We start from the raw sequence: 17,221 nt of genomic DNA, 5'->3' as shown, positions 1-17,221 counted from the left end.
AGGACAGCCGGTTCTGGTCGATTCCTCCTATCGCGCTCTGACCACACGAGGGCGGCTGCGCGATTCGAGGATGGGTCAAACGACCGATACGCGCCGCGTCTGCCGGTGAGATCCTCCCGAAAACTTGGAAAGACGAAGTTGAAACCGGGAAAGTGGTCTTGGCGTTACATGCAAGTACTTGCTTGCGCACAGGGATATATTCCCGGACCACTTTACCACTTTTCATGGACAATCGAGAGAAGCTCCTGACCGCGGCGAGTCGGGTCTACGCCGAGGTGGGATTTCGCGGGGCGACGACGCGCCGGATTGCCGAGGAGGCGGGGGTCAACGAGGTCACCCTCTTCCGACTCTTCGGCTCCAAGGCGCAGCTCCTGGCGGAGGCGATCACCTGTCATGATCCGATGGGATCGGTCCTCCTTCCTGCCGAGCCGGTGGACCCGATGCGCGAACTCACCGAGTGGAGCGAGGGGCACCTCGTCGCCATTCGCGAGATGCGCGGCATGATTCGCAAGACGATGGCCGACCTGGAAGAGCACCCCGAGATGGGGCCGCACATCTGCAACGGGCAGACGCCGCACTTCAATCGGCTCACGTCGTACGCTTCGCGGTTGGTGCAGATGCATGGCATCGCACCGGGCGACGTCGATGTCTTCACGACGTGCTCGATGTTGTTCAGCGCGGTGTTTGCCGACGCGATGTCGCGCGAGGTGGTTCCCAATGTCTATCCCCAACCCGATCGCGAGGCGGCGATGCGCTACGTGCGCGTCTTCCTTCGCGCGCTCGGCGTACCTGTCCCGGCGTCGGCGACCGTTCCGCCGGCGTCCGGGGCAGCGCACGACTGTTCCACCCAGGCACCTCCCGCTGCGCGACATCACGCCAACGGAAGTGAGGCTGCCTGACATGTCCTTCGACTCGTCACCCAACCTTATGAAGTCCGTGCACCTGGTCCTCGCGGCGATCGTGGCAACGGCGTTGTTGGCGCCTGCCGTTCGCGCACAGGGACCGCGAAAGCTGTCGCTCGAGGACGCGCTGCGCATGTCGCAGTCGGCCAGCGAGGCGTTGCGCATCGCGCAGGCCGGCGTGAAGCGCGCGCAGGGGCAGCAGATGCAAGCACGTTCGGCGTACCTGCCGCAGATCAACGGATCGGCGGGGTACACGCGAACGCTGGCCACGCAGTTCTCGGTGTTCCAGAGTTCGCCGCCCACGCCGGGTCCCAACGTGCCGCCGGCGCCGCCGGTCGACACCACGACGTACTTCCAGCCCTGCACGCGCTACCTGGCGCCGGCAGGTGCAACTGACGCGCAGCGCATCGCGGCGCTGGAGCTGTACACGCGATGCGCCTCGGGGGGCGGCGGGATCGACTTCTCGCGGGCCGGCTTTGGCGCCAAGAACCAGTACCAGGTCGCGGCCAACGGGTCGCTCACGCTGTGGAATGCCGGGCGCAGCCAGGCGCAGGTGCGCGCCACCACGGCGGGGCGTCGTTCGGCCGACATCGAGCTGTCGTCGCAGCGGGCCAAGCTCGCGCTCGACGTGACCGAGGCGTACTACGATGCTGTGCTCGCCGATCGCCTGGTGGCGATTGCCGAGTCGTCGCTGGCCACCACCGAGGTGACGCTGCGGCAGACGTCGCTGGCGCGCCAGGTGGGGAACCAGTCGGAGTTCGAGTTGCTGCGCGCGCGCGTGACGCGTGACAACCAGGTCCCGGTGGTGCTGCAGCGTCGCACCGACCGCGACCTCGCCTTCCTGCGTCTCAAGCAGTTGCTCAACCTGCCGTATCGCGAGACGTTGCAACTGACGAGCGACATCAACGAGCCGGCCGACGTGCGCGAGGCGCGCACCGCCTCCAACACGGGGAGCCCCCTCGATGCCTCGATCGACACCAGCACGTCGAGCCGGGCCCCGGTGCGGCAGCTCGACGAGGCGCTCAAGGCACAGGAGGCGCAGTTGACAATTGCCCGGCGCGAGTGGATGCCGTCGATCAGCCTGACCTCGGCGTACAGCCGTGTCGCCTTCGGGTCCGGCGGCGTCCCGGCGTGGGGAAACTGGCTCAACAACTGGAGCGTTGCGCTTGGCGCGTCGTTCCCGTTGTTCACCGGTGGACGGCTGCGCGGCGCGACGATGGTGGCCGAGGCGAGCGTGGAGGAGAGCCGCGCGCGGCTCGACCAGACGCGCGAGCTGGCCGCACTGGATGCGGCGCAGACCATCGCCCAGCTGCAACAGGCGGAGGCGGCGCTGGCGGCCAGCGTGGGGACGACGGAACAGGCCACGCGCGCCTTCACCATCGCCAACGTGCGCTACCAGGAAGGGCTGTCGACGCAGATCGAGCTGTCCGAGTCGCGCCTCAACCTGGACCAGGCCCGCATCAACCGGGCGCAGGCCGCGCGCAACCTGCAGGTGGCGCGCATGCGGCTGGCGCTCCTCAAGGACTTGCCGTTAGGCACCGGCGCGTCGTTCAGCACCGGCTCGTCGGCCGCGTCCGGCGCCAGTGGCGCCGCCGGGGCGACCGGATCGGGCGCCACGGGTGGCACCACGCAGGGCACGCGCATCACGACCTCGCAGGCATCGACCTCACAGATTCCTCAATAAGTGGAGACCGTTCCTCCCATGTCCGTCATACCTAATCGTTCGATGCTGCGACGCACCCTTCCCGCGCTGCTCCTCATCGGCGCCGCCTGTGGCGGCAAGGAAGCCGATGCCAAGGGGAAGGGCGATCCCGCGGCCGGCGCCGCGCCCGCCCCCACCGCGGTGAGCGCCGAGAACCTCGCCATCGTCACGATGGAGAGGATCTCGTCGGGCCCCGCGCTCTCCGGCTCGCTGGCCGCCGAGCGCGAAGCCACGGTCCGCGCGCAGCTATCGGGCCCCGTCCTCTCCACGCACGCCGACCAGGGGAGCCGCGTGGGCGCCGGCACGCTCCTGGCGCGCATCGATGATCGCACGGTGCGCGACCAGTTTCTCGGCGCGCGCTCCGGCGTTACCACGGCGCAGTCGGCGGCCGACATCGCGGCGCGCGAGCTGTCGCGCGCGCAGAAGCTCGCCGAGGCCGGCGCGATCGCCGAGCGCGACCTCGAGTCGGCACGGCGCGCCAACCTCGCCGCGCAGTCGCAACTCGACGACGCCAAGGCACGCCTGACGCTGGCGCAGAAGCAGGTCGACGACGCGCAGGTACGCGCACCGTTCGCCGGTGTCGTCAGCGTCCGCTCGGTGTCGGCGGGCGACGTGGTGCAGGTCGGCGGCGCGCTGTTCACCATCATCGACCCCCGCAGCATGCGGTTGGAGGCCAATGTTCCCGCGGCGCAGCTGTCGGCCATCCGCATCGGCTCGCCGGTGGCCTTCACCGTCAGCGGGTATCCGGGGAAGACGTTCCAGGGCAAGGTGACGCGGATCAATCCCGCCGCCGATCCCAGCACGGGGCAGGTCCGCATCGTCGCCGCGATCCCTAACGACCGAAACACACTGGTGGCCGGGTTGTTCGCGGAGGGGCGTGCGCAGTCGGAATCGCGCGAGGCGCCGGTGGTGGCGGCCAGCGCGGTGGATGTTCGCGGCGTGCGTCCGTGGGTGTTGCGCCTCAAGGGAGGGCGCGCCGAGCGGGTCGAGGTCGAGCTCGGGCTCAAGGACGAGGCGACCGAGAAGTACGAGGTGCTCAAGGGCGTGGCGGCCGGCGACACCCTCCTGATGGGGGCGGCGCAGGGAATCACGCCGGGAACGCCGGTGCGGGTGAGTGCGCCAAACGACGCGGCTGTTACCAGGAATTAGGCGGGGACTCATATGTTGATCTCGGATTTTGCGATCAAGCGCCCCATGATCACCATCGTCTCGATGGTGGCACTCGTTGCGTTCGGGCTGGTCGCGTTGCTCAAGCTGCAAACGGACGAGTTTCCCGACGTGGCGCCGCCCTACGTCTCGGTGGGGCTGGTGTACCCCGGCGCCTCGCCCGATGGTGTGGAGAGCGAGATCCTCGACCCGGTCGAGGAGGCGATCTCGTCGATCGCCGGTGTGAAGCACGTGAACGGCCGTGCCGAGGACGGCTTCGGCTTCATCATGGTCGAGTTCAACTTCGGGAAGCCGCTGACCGAGGCGACGCAGGACATTCGCGACGCCATCAGCGGGATTCGCCAGGACCTCCCGACGGAGCTCGAGGAGCCGATCATCAAGAAGTTCAACGACACCGACCTCCCGATCGTGTCGCTGGCGCTCAACTCGTCGACGCTGTCCACGGCGGAGCTGACGCGCATTGCCGACCCGGGGATCACGCGCGAGTTGCGCTCGATATCCGGCGTGGCGGAGGTGTCGGTGCCCGGCAAGCTGGAACGCGAGCTGACGGTGGAACTCAGGCCCGAGGCGTTGCAGGCGGCGGGGGTGGCGGTGTCGCAGGTGGTGGCGGCGTTGCAGCTGCAAAACCTCGCGGCCCCGGTGGGGAACGTGAAGGGGGCGCTGGACGAGAAGTCGATCCGCCTCAAGGGGCGCCTGGTCGAGCCGCGGGAGTTCGAGCAGATCGTCATCACCGAGCGCAACGGGCAGTTGGTGCGCCTGGGACAGGTGGCGACGGTGAAGGATGCCACCGAGGAGCAGCGCACGCTGGCGCTCTTCACCGACAGTCTCGGGCGCACCAAGGAGTCGGTGGGGATCAACGTCAAGAAGTCCAAGGGCTACAGCACCACCGACGTGGCGCAGCAGGTCATTGCCCGCATCGAGAACCTGGAGAAGACGCTCCCGCCGGGGACGCAGATCGACGTCATCAAGAACTCCGGCGTCAACGTCACCAACTCCGTGCGCAACGTGCAGGAGACGCTCGTCGAAGGAGCGTTGCTCACGGTGCTCGTCGTCTTCCTCTTCCTCAACTCGTGGCGCTCGACCGTCATCACTGGGCTCGCGCTCCCGGTGTCGGTGCTGGCGTCGTTCATCGCCGTCTGGGCGCTGGGGTTCAACCTGGAGACGATGTCGCTGCTGGGGCTCTCGCTGGCCATCGGCATCCTGATTGACGATGCCATCGTGGTGCGCGAGAACATCGTGCGACACGTGGAGATGGGAAAAGATCACTACACCGCGGCGCGTGAGGGGACCGATGAGATCGGGCTCGCCGTGGCGGCGACGACGTTCTCCATCCTCGCCGTCTTCGTTCCCATCGCCTTCATGCCGGGGATGAGCGGGCAATGGTTCAAGCCGTTTGCGCTGACGATTGCCTGCTCGGTGCTGGTGTCGCTCTTCGTGTCGTTCTCGCTCGACCCGATGCTCTCGGCGTACTGGCCCGATCCGCATCGCGAGGAGCACCAGAAGAGCGCACTCACCAAGGCGCTCGACAAGTTCAACGCGTGGTTCAACAGGCTGTCGGGGCGCTACCGCCGCGTGATTGCGTGGGCACTCGACCACCGCTGGTCGGTGGTGGCGATCTCGGTGGGGACCTTCGTCTTCGCGCTGGCGATGCCGGCAATCAAGATCGGGAACCGCACGCTGGTGGGGACGCAGTTCTTTCCCAGCGACGACAACGCCGAGTTCAACGTGAAGGTGGAGACGCCGCCGGGGTCCAACCTGGACTACACGCGGCTCAAGACCGAGGAGGTCGTGCGCGTGATTGCGCGGCACAAGGAGGTGGTGCGCTACTCCATGTCGTCGCTCGGCTCCGAGGGAAGCTCGGCCGTTGACCAGGGCGCGATCTACGTGAAGATGGTGCCCAAGGACAAGCGCACGATCGGCGTGGAGGCGTTCTGCAACCAGCTGCGCGACGAACTGGCGTCGGTGGGTGGGGCGAGCATCTCCGTGTATGCCACGGACTGGGGGGGCGGGCGCAAGCAGGTGGCGATCGAGATGCGCTCCAACGACGCGACGAAGCTGGCCGACGCCTCGCAGCGTGCGCTGGCGGCGGTGCGCGCCGTGCCTAACGCGGTGGACGTGTCGCTGTCGTCCAAGGGGCAGAAGCCGGAGCTGAGCGTGGAGCTCAACCGCGGGCTGGCTGGCTCGTTAGGCCTCACGGTGGGGCAGATCGCGCAGTCGTTGCGCCCGGCCTTTGCCGGGATCGACGCCGGCGACTGGCAGGACCCGAGCGGCGAGATGCGCGACGTCGTCGTGCGGCTGGCGCCGGAGTCGCGTCGCCGGGCGTCGGACCTGCGCCAGCTCCCGCTGGTGGTCGCGGGGCCCAACGGCGCGCCGAGCACGTTGCCGCTGGGGCAGGTGGCGCGGATCGAGGAAGGGGTGGGGCCGGCGGTGATCAACCACCTGGACCGCGACCGCGTGGTGAACGTGGAGTTCAACGTCGCCGGGCGATCGGTGGGCGAGGTCTCGAACGACGCGCAGGCGGCGATCGCCGCGCTCAACCTGGGGTCGGAGATCAAGGTCACGATGGGGGCTGAGGCGCAGCAGCAGAGCGAGTTGTTCGGGCAGATCTTTCTTGCGCTGGGGACAGCGGTGCTGCTGATGTACCTCATCCTCGTGATGCAGTTCGGGTCGTTCCTCGACCCGCTGGCGATCATGATGTCGCTGCCGCTGTCGCTGATTGGCGTGATGCTCGGGCTCGCGATCACGAACAACACCATCAACCTGATGTCGCTCATTGGCGTCATCCTCCTGATGGGAATCGTGGCCAAGAACGCGATCTTGCTCATCGACTTCTCCAAGTGGGCACGCGAGCAGCAGGGGTTGCCGTTGCGCGAGGCGCTCATCGAGGCCGGTGCCATCCGCCTGCGCCCGATCCTGATGACGACGTTTGCGCTGATTGCCGGGATGCTTCCCATTGCGCTGGGGCGTGGCGAGGGGTCGCAGTTCCGCGCGCCGTTAGGCGTGGCGGTGATCGGCGGGGTGATCACGTCGACGCTCCTCACGCTCGTCGCGATCCCGACCTTCTACGAGATCCTGGACGAGATGCGCGGCTTCTTCGCCCGCATCCTTGGCTTCCGCGTGTCGCAGCAAACGGCGGAGCATCCCGTGGCGGGGGCGGCGCCGGTGGCGGGGGATTAGGGGCGGACGGCGGACGGGAGAAAGCTTGCCCCAGCGAAGGCTGGGGGGAGACGGGAGTGCCCCCGGCCGCGATGCGGCCGGGGGCGTTTCCTTTTGCGGTGCCGCGGGTATAGACCGCTCCCGGGTGGCGGGCGTTGTGGAAAGCCGCACGACGAGACGGTATCTGTTCCGACTTGTCGGGAGCGGTGACGCGCTCTCTCTTCATGTATGCACGTCGGCGGCAGCCCGTCAGCTGCCCGGCGACGCGATCCACTTGCGACTACAGGTGAACCATGCAGCTGCAGGGCCCCGTACTCGTTCCGCGTGATCCGTGTACCGTGCGCCGCTTTCGGTTCGCTTGCGTGCGGCGGCGGGTGGTTGGCTTTGTCGCCATCCTCTCCGTGGGCGCCAGCCTGGCGGGGTGCGGTGGTGGCGGTGAGGGTGGGAGAGGTGCGGTTGGGGGCGAGGCGGGTGGCGTGGCGGGGAAGGCGGCGGTCGGCGAGCCGGCGGCGACGCCGGTTGTCGGGCCGCACGGCGGGATGCTCGTCCCGCTGGGTGACGGGGCGAATCAGCTCGAGTTCGTGGTCGATACGGGGAGCACGGCGGTTTTCGCGCATGTGCTCGATGCCTCCGGACGCACGCCAGTGCGTGTCGCGCAGCCCCGGATCGACCTCAAGATGCTCGACGTTGCGGAAGGAAACGTGGTGGTCTATCTGGTGCTCGCGGCCAAGCCGGACGCGAAGCTTGGCGAGACGTTGGGCGACACTCCCACCTTCCTCGGCTTCGCCCCCGAACTCAAGGGGCGCGCACACTTCCGCGCCGTGGTGCAACGAGTCGAGGTTGGAGGCAAGGTCTACACCGATGTCCCGGTCACCTATCCCGCCGCGACGCGTCCCTAGTGTGGATTCAAGACCGGTAGCCGCGCCGTTGCCGGCGCAGTGCGCCGGCACTGCGGCCACCGGTTCTGAAACCACCTCCAGGGTGTCACCCGTCGTGCCGAGCCCGTCCGACCGAGACTGATGCTTCCCGTCCCGCCAGCCCTCATCGACGTCCTGTCGCTCACCGCGTTGGGCGAGCGCTGGGCGTACCTGACGTTAGGCGTCTCGTCCGTCGTGACCGAGGAGCTGGCGCCGCTGCTGGGGGGCTTCGCGGCGGAACAGGGGCACCTGCGCTTCGTGGCGGTGGTGGTGGCGTGCGCGACGGGGGTCTTTGCCCTGTCGTCGGCGTGCTACCTGCTGGGGCGCTGGCGGGCGGCGTGGGTGCGCCTCAAGCTGCGCAACTCGCCGCCGTTGGTGCGCAAGGTGCTGAGCGCGATGCGGTGGAACCCCTGGCGCAGCACCTTCATTTCCCGGTTTGTCTTCGGTGGGCGCATTGCGCTCCCGCTGGCGTGCGGCGCCGCGCACGTCCCGCCGTGGATCTTCTTCACCGGGACGGCGATTGCCTCGCTGGTGTGGGCGGCGCTGCTGGCGGGGCTGGGGTGGGCCTTTGGCGAGGCGGCGGTGCTGGTCGTGGGCGAGGTGCGCAGGTTCGAGGGGCCGGTGGCGGTGCTGCTCGTCGCCATTGGGGTGGGGGTGTGGTGGTGGCTGCGGAAGAGGCAGCAGCGTGCGCAAGTGCGCGACGAGGTGTAGCGTAGGGGTTAACGGGGCGCGCTCGGATGTGCATGCGCTGGCCTCTTCACTCGCGGGCAGGGGTGGTGTCCATGCCGAGTCGCTGCGTGGTGACGCCATTGGGGCTGCTGTTCTCGCTGTGCGCGGTGACTGCGCACGCGCAGGGTGTCGTGCGAGGCGTCGTGACCGATGGCGTCCGTCCGGTGCCCGGTGCCGAGGTGCGACTGCTGCGAGAGGACGATGACGCAAACGCTCGACAGCCGCGCGTGGCGCTCTCGAGCGACTCCGGGCGTTTCGAGTTCACCGGGCTCCCCGCCGGCACCTACTCGATCGCGGCGCGACAGTTGGGGTATCGCCTCACCTCGCAGCGCCTGACACTCGCCCCTGCCCAACAGCGCGACATCGTCCTCGTCCTCGACTCCGTGGTGCAGTCGCTCGACACGGTGTCTGTCACCGCCAGGGGCAACGTCCCGCCGCGATACGAGGCGTCGGTGCGCATGAGTACGTTCTACGAGCGACGTGCCCGCGGCGTGGGGCAGTTCTTCACGCGCGAGGAGTTGGAGGCGCACACCAGCAAGGGGATGGAGGATATCCTCCGTCGTGTGCGCGGGCTCCGGATCAGGCGCCTGCCCGACGGATCGCTGGAGGTCCTCGCAGCGCGCTGTCAGGGCAACACAATTCGCCCCGCGAACCTCCGCGAGCCCTCATTCACCGGCACCCAGGTGTATGTCAACGGCTCGAGGCTCGATTGGCGTGGCGCCGGCGAGATCCTGGCGTCCTTCCACGCCAATGACATCGAGGCCATCGAGGTCTATCGCGGGCCGAGCGAACTCCCCGTCGACGCCATAGGGGATGCGTGCGCGGCGATCTTCATCTGGACGCGCTTCGGTTCCTGACGCCGCACGGCGCGATGCGACGCCGCGCCGAACCCGCGCTTACACCGAGGGATCGCGCCCCAGCGCCCGCACCACCGCATCGTACAGTTGGTCCGGGAGGAACGGCTTGGCCAGCACCACCGTGGCGCCGAGGTCACCGGCGGAGTCCAGCGCGAGGAACGACGCGCGCGAGTCGCCCCCGGATACGGCGACGATGGGCAACGCGGGGTCGCGCGCGCGGAACGCCATGATCGCCTCGATACCGTCCACGTTAGGCATGTAGAGGTCGGTCACCACCACCTCGGGACGCTCGCGTTCCCACATCGCCAGCCCCTCCCCGCCGTCGCGCGCGACCACCACCTCGTGCCCCTTCGACCGAAGCACGCGCGCCATGAGTGCCCGCAGTGCCTCGTCGTCCTCGATGACCAGAATCTTCGCCATGCAGATTGGATGCGTCGAACGTTGACGTCGCCGTTCGGGCGCGAACAGCCGGGCGCCTCCCACAATCTACACGGCTGGCGTCACCCCGGGACGCTGCTATCCCGCATCGGTCGCCGCGACCGGGAACTCGTCGGTCTTGAGCGTCGCCCGCGACGGCGGCCCCGAGGCACCGAACGACACGATGAGCGCCACCGCTCCCACGATGATGACAGAGGCCAGCAGCATCCGCGGCGTGAGCGTCTCCCCGGCGAAGGCCCAACCGAGCAGTACCGCAACGACCGGGTTCACGTACGCATAGGTCGAGACGCGGGCCGGTGTCGAGACGGTGAGGAGGTACATGTATGCCGAGAAGGCGATGAGCGACCCAAAGGTCAGGAGATAGAGAAACGACCACCAGGCAATCGCGGGCGTCTCGCGCCACACCCAGCCGTCCCATTGCCCGGTGAGCGCCGAGACGATGGAGAGAATCGCCCCGCCACAGATCATCTGCATCCCGCTCAGGAGTTGCGGTGAGGTGGGGCGCGGCGCTGCGCGTGCGTAGAGCGACCCTGCGGCCCACACCGCCGTGCCGCAGATGATGGCCGCGGCGCCGCGAAGGTTCACGCCGCCGCTCGCGCGCCCACCGCCCCCCACGAGGTCGCCCACCCCGACCAGGATCGCCAGCCCCACCAGGCCAAGCGCGAGCCCCGCCAGGACCCCCGCGTGCGGGCGTCGCTCACGGTGCGCCAGCCACTCGAACAGCACCATCCAGCATGGGGTGATGGCGACCAGGAGCGAGGCCACGCCCGAGGGAATGAGGCGCTCGGACCACGCCACGCCGGCGTTGGAGGTCATCAGCATCACGCCGACGACGGCCGCCGAGCGCCAGTGGATCGCGCGCGGTCGCTCGTTGCCGCGCAGCCGGCCGTAGCCGTAGAGGATGAGCCCCGCGAGGAGGAATCGCGCCCCGGCCATCCCTAACGGCGGAATGAAGGCAACGGCGTACTTGATGAAGAGGTACGTGGACCCCCACAGCAGGTACACCGCGGCAAAGGCCGCGACGACCGTGGCCCGCGAATGGTGCGGCGTACCGGGCGCGCCGCTCATCGCCACCGGAAGATGCGCAGCGCCAACACGAAGCAGCCGACGAGCCACGCCGCCATGATCGCCAGCTCACCGCTCACCGCGGCAAGGCCAGCGCCCTGCAGCATGTTGAGGCGCATGGCGTCCACCACCGCGGTGAGCGGGAGCGCCTGCACCAGCGGCTGCACCGCATCGGGGAAGTTGGTGGCGGCGAAGAAGATCCCCGAGCCGACCCACATGGGGAGCATGATGAAGTTCATCAACCCCGACGCCCCCTCGAGCGTGCGCGGGCGCGCAGCGACCAGCAGCCCCAGCGCGCCGAACGTCAGCGTCCCCATGACGCAGATGACCCCAAAGGCGAGGAGCGGGCCACGCATGGGCACCTTGAAGACGAGCGCACCGAACGAGACGATGAAGACGACCTCCACCACCATCATCGCCAGGCGCATGAAGAGGAAGGAGAGGAGGTACTGCGCGCGCGACATGGGGGTGGCGAGCAATCGCTTGAGGAGCTTCTTGCGCCGCGCATCGACGATGCCAAAGCCGAGCCCCCAGATCCCGCCCCCCATGAGGTTCATGGCGAGGAGCCCCGGGAGGACAAAATCGATGTAGCGGGAGCCGCGCTCGCTCACCAGCGTCTCCTTTACCGCGATGGGGTCGCGGCGCCCCGCCGCCTGCTGCAACGCGCGATCGACGAGCAGCCGCGCCGTGCGCGCCTCGGCACGCGCGTCGTCGTAGCGGTACTCGACGGTGGCGCGCTCGCGCGGGACGATGAGGAGCGCCACGCGCCCGATGCGGAGCGCGGTGGCCGCGGCGGTGTCGTCGAGCGCCTCCACCACCAGCGACGAGTCGCGCGACAGCGCGGCGCGCAGCGCCTGGGCGCCGGGGGCCGAGGCCAGTACGGCGACCTTGGCCACCTCCGCGGGGCGCGAACGGAAGGCGATCCCCAGCCCGGAGGCGAGGAGGATGGGGAAGATGAAGCTCCAGAAGACCGCCTCCGGTTCGCGCAGGAACTCGCGGAAGCGGGCCAGCGTGAGCTGCAGGAGCGGGGAGGGCGATGCGTCGTTGGCGGGTGACGGCGGCGTGGACGCCGGCGGCATCGTTGCACCTGTCGGCGAGGGAGGGGCGCTCATCGTCATGGCTGGTTCACCCCTCCCGCAGGTGGCGCCCGGTGAGCGAGACGAAGACGTCCTCGAGCGTGGGCGAGTGCGTGCGCAACTCGGTGAGCCGGCACTCGCGGCGGGCAATGAGGGCAAGGAGCGCGGGGATCGTCTCGTGCGCGGCGGCGACCTGCAGGGTGTGGATCGGGCCGTCGCTGCGGGCGCGCAGCACGCCGGGAAGCGCCGCCAGCTCGTCGGGGGCAATCGACTCCCCGTCGCCCAGCGCGCACTCCACCACCTGCTCCGCGCCTAACGAACGGATCAGCTCGCGCGGCGTGCCGAGGGCGATGACCTGCCCGCGGTCGACGATGGCGATGCGGTCGCACAGGCGCTCCGCTTCGTCCATGTAGTGCGTGGTGAGCATGATCGTCGTTCCGGCGGCGCGCAGCCGTTCCACCAGCTCCCACAACTGCCGTCGCGACTGCGGGTCGAGCCCGGTGGTCGGTTCGTCGAGAAAGACGAGCGCCGGGTCACCGGCCAGGGCGCAGGCGACCGAGAGGCGCTGCTTCTGCCCGCCGGAGAGCGTGCTCACGCGGGCGTTGGCCTTCTCCTCCAGCTGCACGCGGGCGATGACGTCGGCGACAGTGGGTCCGCTGCGGTAGAACGAGCGGAACAGGCGCACGGTCTCGGCGACAGTGAGCTTGTCGGCGAACTGCGCCTCTTGCAGCTGCACGCCGAGGCGCTGCCGCAGGGCGTCTTCGTCGGTGGCCCAGCGCAGGCCGAGGACGATCACGTCGCCGCCGTCGGCGTCGAGAATGCCCTCGCATATCTCGATGGTCGTCGTCTTGCCGGCGCCGTTGGGGCCCAGGAGGCCGAAGCACTCGCCGGCGCGCACCTGGAGGTCGAGCCCGTTGACCGCGACGACGTCGCCGTAGCGCTTGTGGAGGGCGCGGACGTCGAGGGCGAGGGGGGAGGGGGGCATGGGGGAACCATAGCGCGGGAGCGAGATGACGAGAAGCCTGCCCCAGCGAAGGCTGGGGACGAGAGGCCTGCCCCAGCGAAGGCTGGGGACGAGAGGACGGGAACGCCCCCGCTGTCGGGAAACGCGCCACTCCCGCGCCTCGTACGTTGTGGCAGATTCTGGCGCGACGGTCGGCGCCGTGTGGTCGCGTCAGGCCACCCGCAGCTTGTCCTCCTCACCCCCCGCACGTGAACGACAAGCCGCTCAACCACGAACTCTCGCGCCTCCTCGATCGCGGCGTGGCGCAGGGGATCATCGACGAGGGGCAGCGCGACAGGCTCCGGGCGCTCGCCGCCGTCGACAGCGCGGCGACGACCGTGACCACTGCCACCAGCGCGCCGAGCGCGACCAGCGCGCTCTCCGTCGTGGCGGTCGCGTACGCCTTGGGCGCGCTCCTCGTCCTCTTCGCGTGCGGCTGGTTCCTCGTCGACCGGTGGGCGCGACTGGGGCCGTGGGGGGTGCTCGGTGTTGCCCTGCTCTACGGCGGTGTCCTGCTCGCCGCGGAGCGATGGCTGCGGGGGCGTGGCTTTACCCTGGCGGCCGACATCTGCGCTGCCCTCGTCGTCTCGCTCAGTCCGCTCGTCGCCTGGCCATTCCTCTCCCTCAGCGGGCGGTGGCCGGACCTCCCCACGCACGACCCTCTCATGGGCGATCCACTGCTCCGCGACACGGCCTGGATGGCGTGGCAGTGGCTCATCCTCGAGCTCATGATGCTCCTGACGGCACTCGCCGCGCTGCGGCGGCGCGCCATGGTCACGGTGACGTGGCCGCTGGCGGCGGCGCTGGCGGGCGCCGCGTTGCACCTGTCGATCATCGCTTGCTCCTTCGGCGGCTCGAGTGCCTCGGAGCAATGGACGATCCTCGCCGGCGGCTTCGCAATCCTCCTCGTCGCCGAGCGGGTGGAACGCTGGCAGCGCGGCCAGCAACGTCGCGACGCGAACATGGTTGCGGCTGACGGCGCGGAACGACGCGCGGGCTCGGGCGACTTCGCCAACGCCTTCTGGGTCATCGGGCTCGCGGGGACCACGCTGGGCTACCTGGTCCTCTGGCTGCGCGCCGACGACAGCGCCTGGCGCCACCTCCTCCTTCCAACCGCGCTCGGACTCGTCGCGCTCTCGCTCTACGTCCGTCGGCGCACGGTCCTGCTCTTCGGAGTGCTCGGCGTCATCGGCTACCTTGGCTTCCTGGCCCAGAATGTCTTTCGCGAGTTCATCTCCTTCCCGATCCTCCTGGCCGGGCTGGGGATTCTCGTCATCCTCGCGACGGTCTGGACACAGACACGTTTCCCGGCACTCGTGAGCCGCCTGGAGGCGCGGCGCGGGAGCGACGAGCGCCCCTTCCCGTGGAGCGGGTCGATGGCGGCCGTCCCCATCGGCGTGGCGCTGGCGATGTCCATGCTCTCGTATCCCGACGCGCGGGAGGAGCGTAAGCGGGAGGCCTTCCGGCAACGCCTGCACATCCTGCGCTCCCACAGCGGCTCGCTCCCCCTACAGGCGTCACGAAACCTTCGCCCCCGGGGATCGTAGAACTTCGCACCGATCCTGCCCCCGGAGTTCGTCGCATGCTCGCTGCCCTCACGCTCGTCATCGCCTTCCAGGAAGTCTCCGTGCGCATCGGCACACCCAGCGAGAAGGCGCGAGCCGACAGCATCAAGCAGCAGGCCATTCGCGACTCCATCCGGTACTCGGCCATGGAACGGCGCCTGGACCGCGAGAAGCGCCCGGTGCGCCGCATCGCGGTGACACCGGAGCTCGAGAACTCGGCCTTTCTCGATCCGCTCGCTCGCCAGTTGCTGCTGCGCGCGCGCGATGCTCGCATGCGGCTCGACTCGACGCTCCTCTCGTACGACGCCACGTCGTACCAGCGCATGTCGGTCGGGATGGGGTTCCGCGCCGTCGGGCGCGACCGTCTCCTCTTCCGCACCGAGAACGTTTCGCGCGTACGCTGGTCGCGCAAAGGCGGCGTCTTCGTCGACCTCAAGGGGGCGCGTTCGGTCTTCCCCATGGCCGAGAAGGAGGCGGGGGAGGTGGACATGGACGAGATCTCGCCGATCCCATACTACCCGGGGCGCGACGCGCTCTGGATCGGGGGGAGCGAAGCGCGCGCCGAGGTGGACGAGCGCGAACTCGTGCACCCGCTCGCCATCGGTGCCGAGGCGTACTACCGATACGCAACCGGCGACTCGCTCACCATCACGCTCCCTGACGGGCGTGCCATTCGCCTGCGCGAGCTGCGCATCGAGCCGCGCCGCCCCGAGTGGAAGCTCTCGGTGGGGTCGTTCTGGTTCGATGTGGAGAGCGGGCAGCTGGTGCGTGCCGCGTACCGGCTCGCCGTCCCGATCGATATCTGGGGGGTGGTGGACGAAGAGTTGAAGCGCGAGAAGGAGGAGGCCAAGCGCACTGGCGACACGCCTGACGAGGAGGATGCTCCCCCGGGTTGGGTGAAGGGGATGCTCTCGCCGATGCAGGCGCAACTGGAGGCGGTGACGATCGACTACGGGCTCTACGGCGGACGCTTCTGGCTGCCGCGCGCGCAGTACGCCGAGGGGTGGGCGCGGGCCTCCTTCATGCGCATCCCGTTCAAGATGGAGGAAGGGTTCAAGTACGCGAGCGTGAATGGCACCGATTCGATGCCGTCGGTCCCGGAGATGATGACGCGCCGCCAGCTGCGCGACTCGCTGTTTGGCGATTCACTCCCGTGGGGGCAGCTCACGCCGGAGCAGCGCAAGTTCCGCATCGGGAAGTTGGTGGAGGCCGATTCGGTGCGGCGCATGCGCCTGGCGGAGAAGCGCAAGGACGACTGTGCGAGCACGGGCTTCTACACGCGCGTCGACACGCGCGGCGAGTCCAACCTGGCCACAGCGGTGCGCCTCCCATGCGACAGCACGGTGCTGGCCAACTCCAAGGACCTGCCGGGATCGATCTATGAGCCGGGTGAGCAGCTGTTCGGCCTCACCGAACGCGATGCCTTGCTCAAGGAGCTCGACTTCTCGTTGCAGCCGGTGTGGGCGCCGATGCCGATACGGTTGAACTACGGGCTGGGGTGGACGCGCTACAATCGTGTCGAGGGGCTGTCCATCGGGGCGCAGGCGACGGAGCAACTGGGGCGCGGCTTCTCATGGGATGCAACGGCTCGGCTCGGGGTGGCCGACCTGGTGCCCAACGTCGAGCTCGGCGTGGCGCGCAGCAACGGGCGCGCGACGTGGCGCGTGGCTGGCTACCACAAGCTGGCGGTCGCCAACGATGACTGGGGTGCCCCGCTGAGTTTCGGGGCGTCGCTGGGCGCGCTGTTCTACGGGCGTGACGAGGGCTATTACTACCGCGCCACCGGTTTGCAGCTGACGAATGGCCTCAACCGCGGCGGCGCGCTCACGACGCGCCTCTTCGTCGAGCGCCAGGGGGACGTGGCCAATGAAACGCGCTTCAACCTGTCGCGCGCCCTGGGCGGGGGGAGCGAGTTCCTCCCCAACATCACGGCAACCGACGCCACCGTGGCGGGGTTCGCGCTGCGCGACCAGCGATCGGCGGGGCTCGACCCGCAGGGGTGGCGCCTGCTCACCGACGCACGTCTGGAAGGGGGGTGGACGTCGTTCGACAGCGCGACGTCGTCGGTGTCGCGCGCCTATGGGCGCGTGGCGGGCGAGGCGACGCTGAGCAAGGGGTTCGGCGAGCGTCTCGCCGCCTCGCTCACTGCCGGGGGAGGCGTCAGCCGCAACGCGCCGCTCCCGCAGCGCGCGTTCTACCTTGGCGGTGCGCAAACCGTGCGCGGGCAGTTGCTTGGCACGGCGGCGGGCGAGGCGTTCTGGCTCGCGCGCGGCGAACTCGCACTGTCCACCCGCGTGGTGCGCCCGGTGCTGTTCGGCGACCTGGGGTGGGCGGGGCGCCGCGATGACTGGCAGCACCCCGGGCGCCCCATCAGCGGCGCCGGGGTGGGCTGGTCGGTCCTCGATGGCCTCGTGCGCATGGACCTGTCGCGCGGGATCTACCCGCGGCAGCGGATGCGGCTCGATCTGTACGTGGAGGCTCGTTTCTAGACGTTGGACGGGGAGCCGAACCGCCGGAGGCACCGGCGCTTAGGCACGCATGGGTGAGATGGCCGAGTGCGCGGCGGTGACGTTGCGCACTTGCCCATCGCCCCGAATCGGCTCACATTGCGCGCGCGCAATCACCTCGGCGCGTTAGGTGGGTT

Annotated in this window: 13 protein-coding genes; 9 read left to right on the top strand and 4 right to left on the bottom strand. The window is 69.2% G+C overall.

Going from position 1 to position 17,221, the window contains the following annotated elements; translation table 11 throughout:
• Window positions 1-224: 224 nt before the first annotated feature.
• From IT359_18980 to IT359_18950, 7 genes are all read left to right on the top strand, one after another.
• Window positions 225-899, top strand: a complete 675-nt coding sequence (locus IT359_18980; protein ID MCC6931084.1) for a TetR/AcrR family transcriptional regulator — start codon at window positions 225-227, stop codon at window positions 897-899.
• A gap of 1 nt (window position 900) precedes the next feature.
• Window positions 901-2,586 (top strand): TolC family protein, encoded by a 1,686-nt coding sequence (locus tag IT359_18975; GenBank protein ID MCC6931083.1) that lies wholly within the window; start codon window positions 901-903, stop codon window positions 2,584-2,586.
• 18 nt (window positions 2,587-2,604) lie between these two features.
• Window positions 2,605-3,753 carry an efflux RND transporter periplasmic adaptor subunit gene (locus IT359_18970; GenBank protein ID MCC6931082.1) on the top strand — a complete coding sequence of 383 codons (1,149 nt, stop codon included), beginning with the start codon at window positions 2,605-2,607 and terminating at the stop codon, window positions 3,751-3,753.
• Window positions 3,754-3,765: 12 nt separating this feature from the next.
• Complete coding sequence (locus IT359_18965; GenBank protein ID MCC6931081.1) at window positions 3,766-6,948, top strand: efflux RND transporter permease subunit; 3,183 nt, start codon at window positions 3,766-3,768, stop codon at window positions 6,946-6,948.
• Window positions 6,949-7,265: 317 nt separating this feature from the next.
• Window positions 7,266-7,826, top strand: a complete 561-nt coding sequence (locus tag IT359_18960) for a hypothetical protein (protein ID MCC6931080.1) — start codon at window positions 7,266-7,268, stop codon at window positions 7,824-7,826.
• Between the two features lie 120 nt (window positions 7,827-7,946).
• Window positions 7,947-8,555, top strand: a complete 609-nt coding sequence (locus tag IT359_18955; protein ID MCC6931079.1) for a DedA family protein — start codon at window positions 7,947-7,949, stop codon at window positions 8,553-8,555.
• A gap of 71 nt (window positions 8,556-8,626) precedes the next feature.
• On the top strand, window positions 8,627-9,430 hold the full coding sequence (locus IT359_18950) for a carboxypeptidase regulatory-like domain-containing protein (GenBank protein ID MCC6931078.1): 804 nt from the start codon (window positions 8,627-8,629) through the stop codon (window positions 9,428-9,430).
• A 39-nt stretch (window positions 9,431-9,469) separates the two neighbouring features.
• On the opposite strand, the gene IT359_18945 is transcribed toward IT359_18950, so the two are convergent.
• The 4 genes from IT359_18945 to IT359_18930 all read right to left on the bottom strand — a co-directional run bounded on the left by IT359_18945 (window position 9,470) and on the right by IT359_18930 (window position 12,994).
• A complete protein-coding gene (locus IT359_18945; protein MCC6931077.1) occupies window positions 9,470-9,850 on the bottom strand; it encodes a response regulator in 381 nt (126 codons plus the stop codon).
• Between the two features lie 96 nt (window positions 9,851-9,946).
• Window positions 9,947-10,936 (bottom strand): EamA family transporter, encoded by a 990-nt coding sequence (locus IT359_18940; GenBank protein MCC6931076.1) that lies wholly within the window; start codon window positions 10,934-10,936, stop codon window positions 9,947-9,949.
• Window positions 10,933-12,045: an ABC transporter permease gene (locus IT359_18935; protein MCC6931075.1), complete on the bottom strand. Its 1,113-nt coding sequence runs from the start codon at window positions 12,043-12,045 to the stop codon at window positions 10,933-10,935. Before IT359_18935 ends, IT359_18940 begins: the two co-directional genes overlap by 4 nt.
• A 13-nt stretch (window positions 12,046-12,058) precedes the next feature.
• Window positions 12,059-12,994 carry an ABC transporter ATP-binding protein gene (locus tag IT359_18930; GenBank protein ID MCC6931074.1) on the bottom strand — a complete coding sequence of 312 codons (936 nt, stop codon included), beginning with the start codon at window positions 12,992-12,994 and terminating at the stop codon, window positions 12,059-12,061.
• 227 nt (window positions 12,995-13,221) lie between these two features.
• Here IT359_18930 and IT359_18925 point away from each other — a divergent pair, with 227 nt between their 5' ends.
• Window positions 13,222-14,559, top strand: coding sequence for a hypothetical protein (locus tag IT359_18925; GenBank protein ID MCC6931073.1), 1,338 nt, complete (start codon window positions 13,222-13,224; stop codon window positions 14,557-14,559).
• 35 nt (window positions 14,560-14,594) lie between these two features.
• Window positions 14,595-17,066: a hypothetical protein gene (locus IT359_18920; protein ID MCC6931072.1), complete on the top strand. Its 2,472-nt coding sequence runs from the start codon at window positions 14,595-14,597 to the stop codon at window positions 17,064-17,066.
• Window positions 17,067-17,221 lie beyond the last annotated feature (155 nt).

This window comes from Gemmatimonadaceae bacterium, from assembly GCA_020852815.1.
GTDB lineage: Bacteria > Gemmatimonadota > Gemmatimonadetes > Gemmatimonadales > Gemmatimonadaceae > SCN-70-22.
This window is presented reverse-complemented; position numbering and strand designations above follow the sequence as displayed.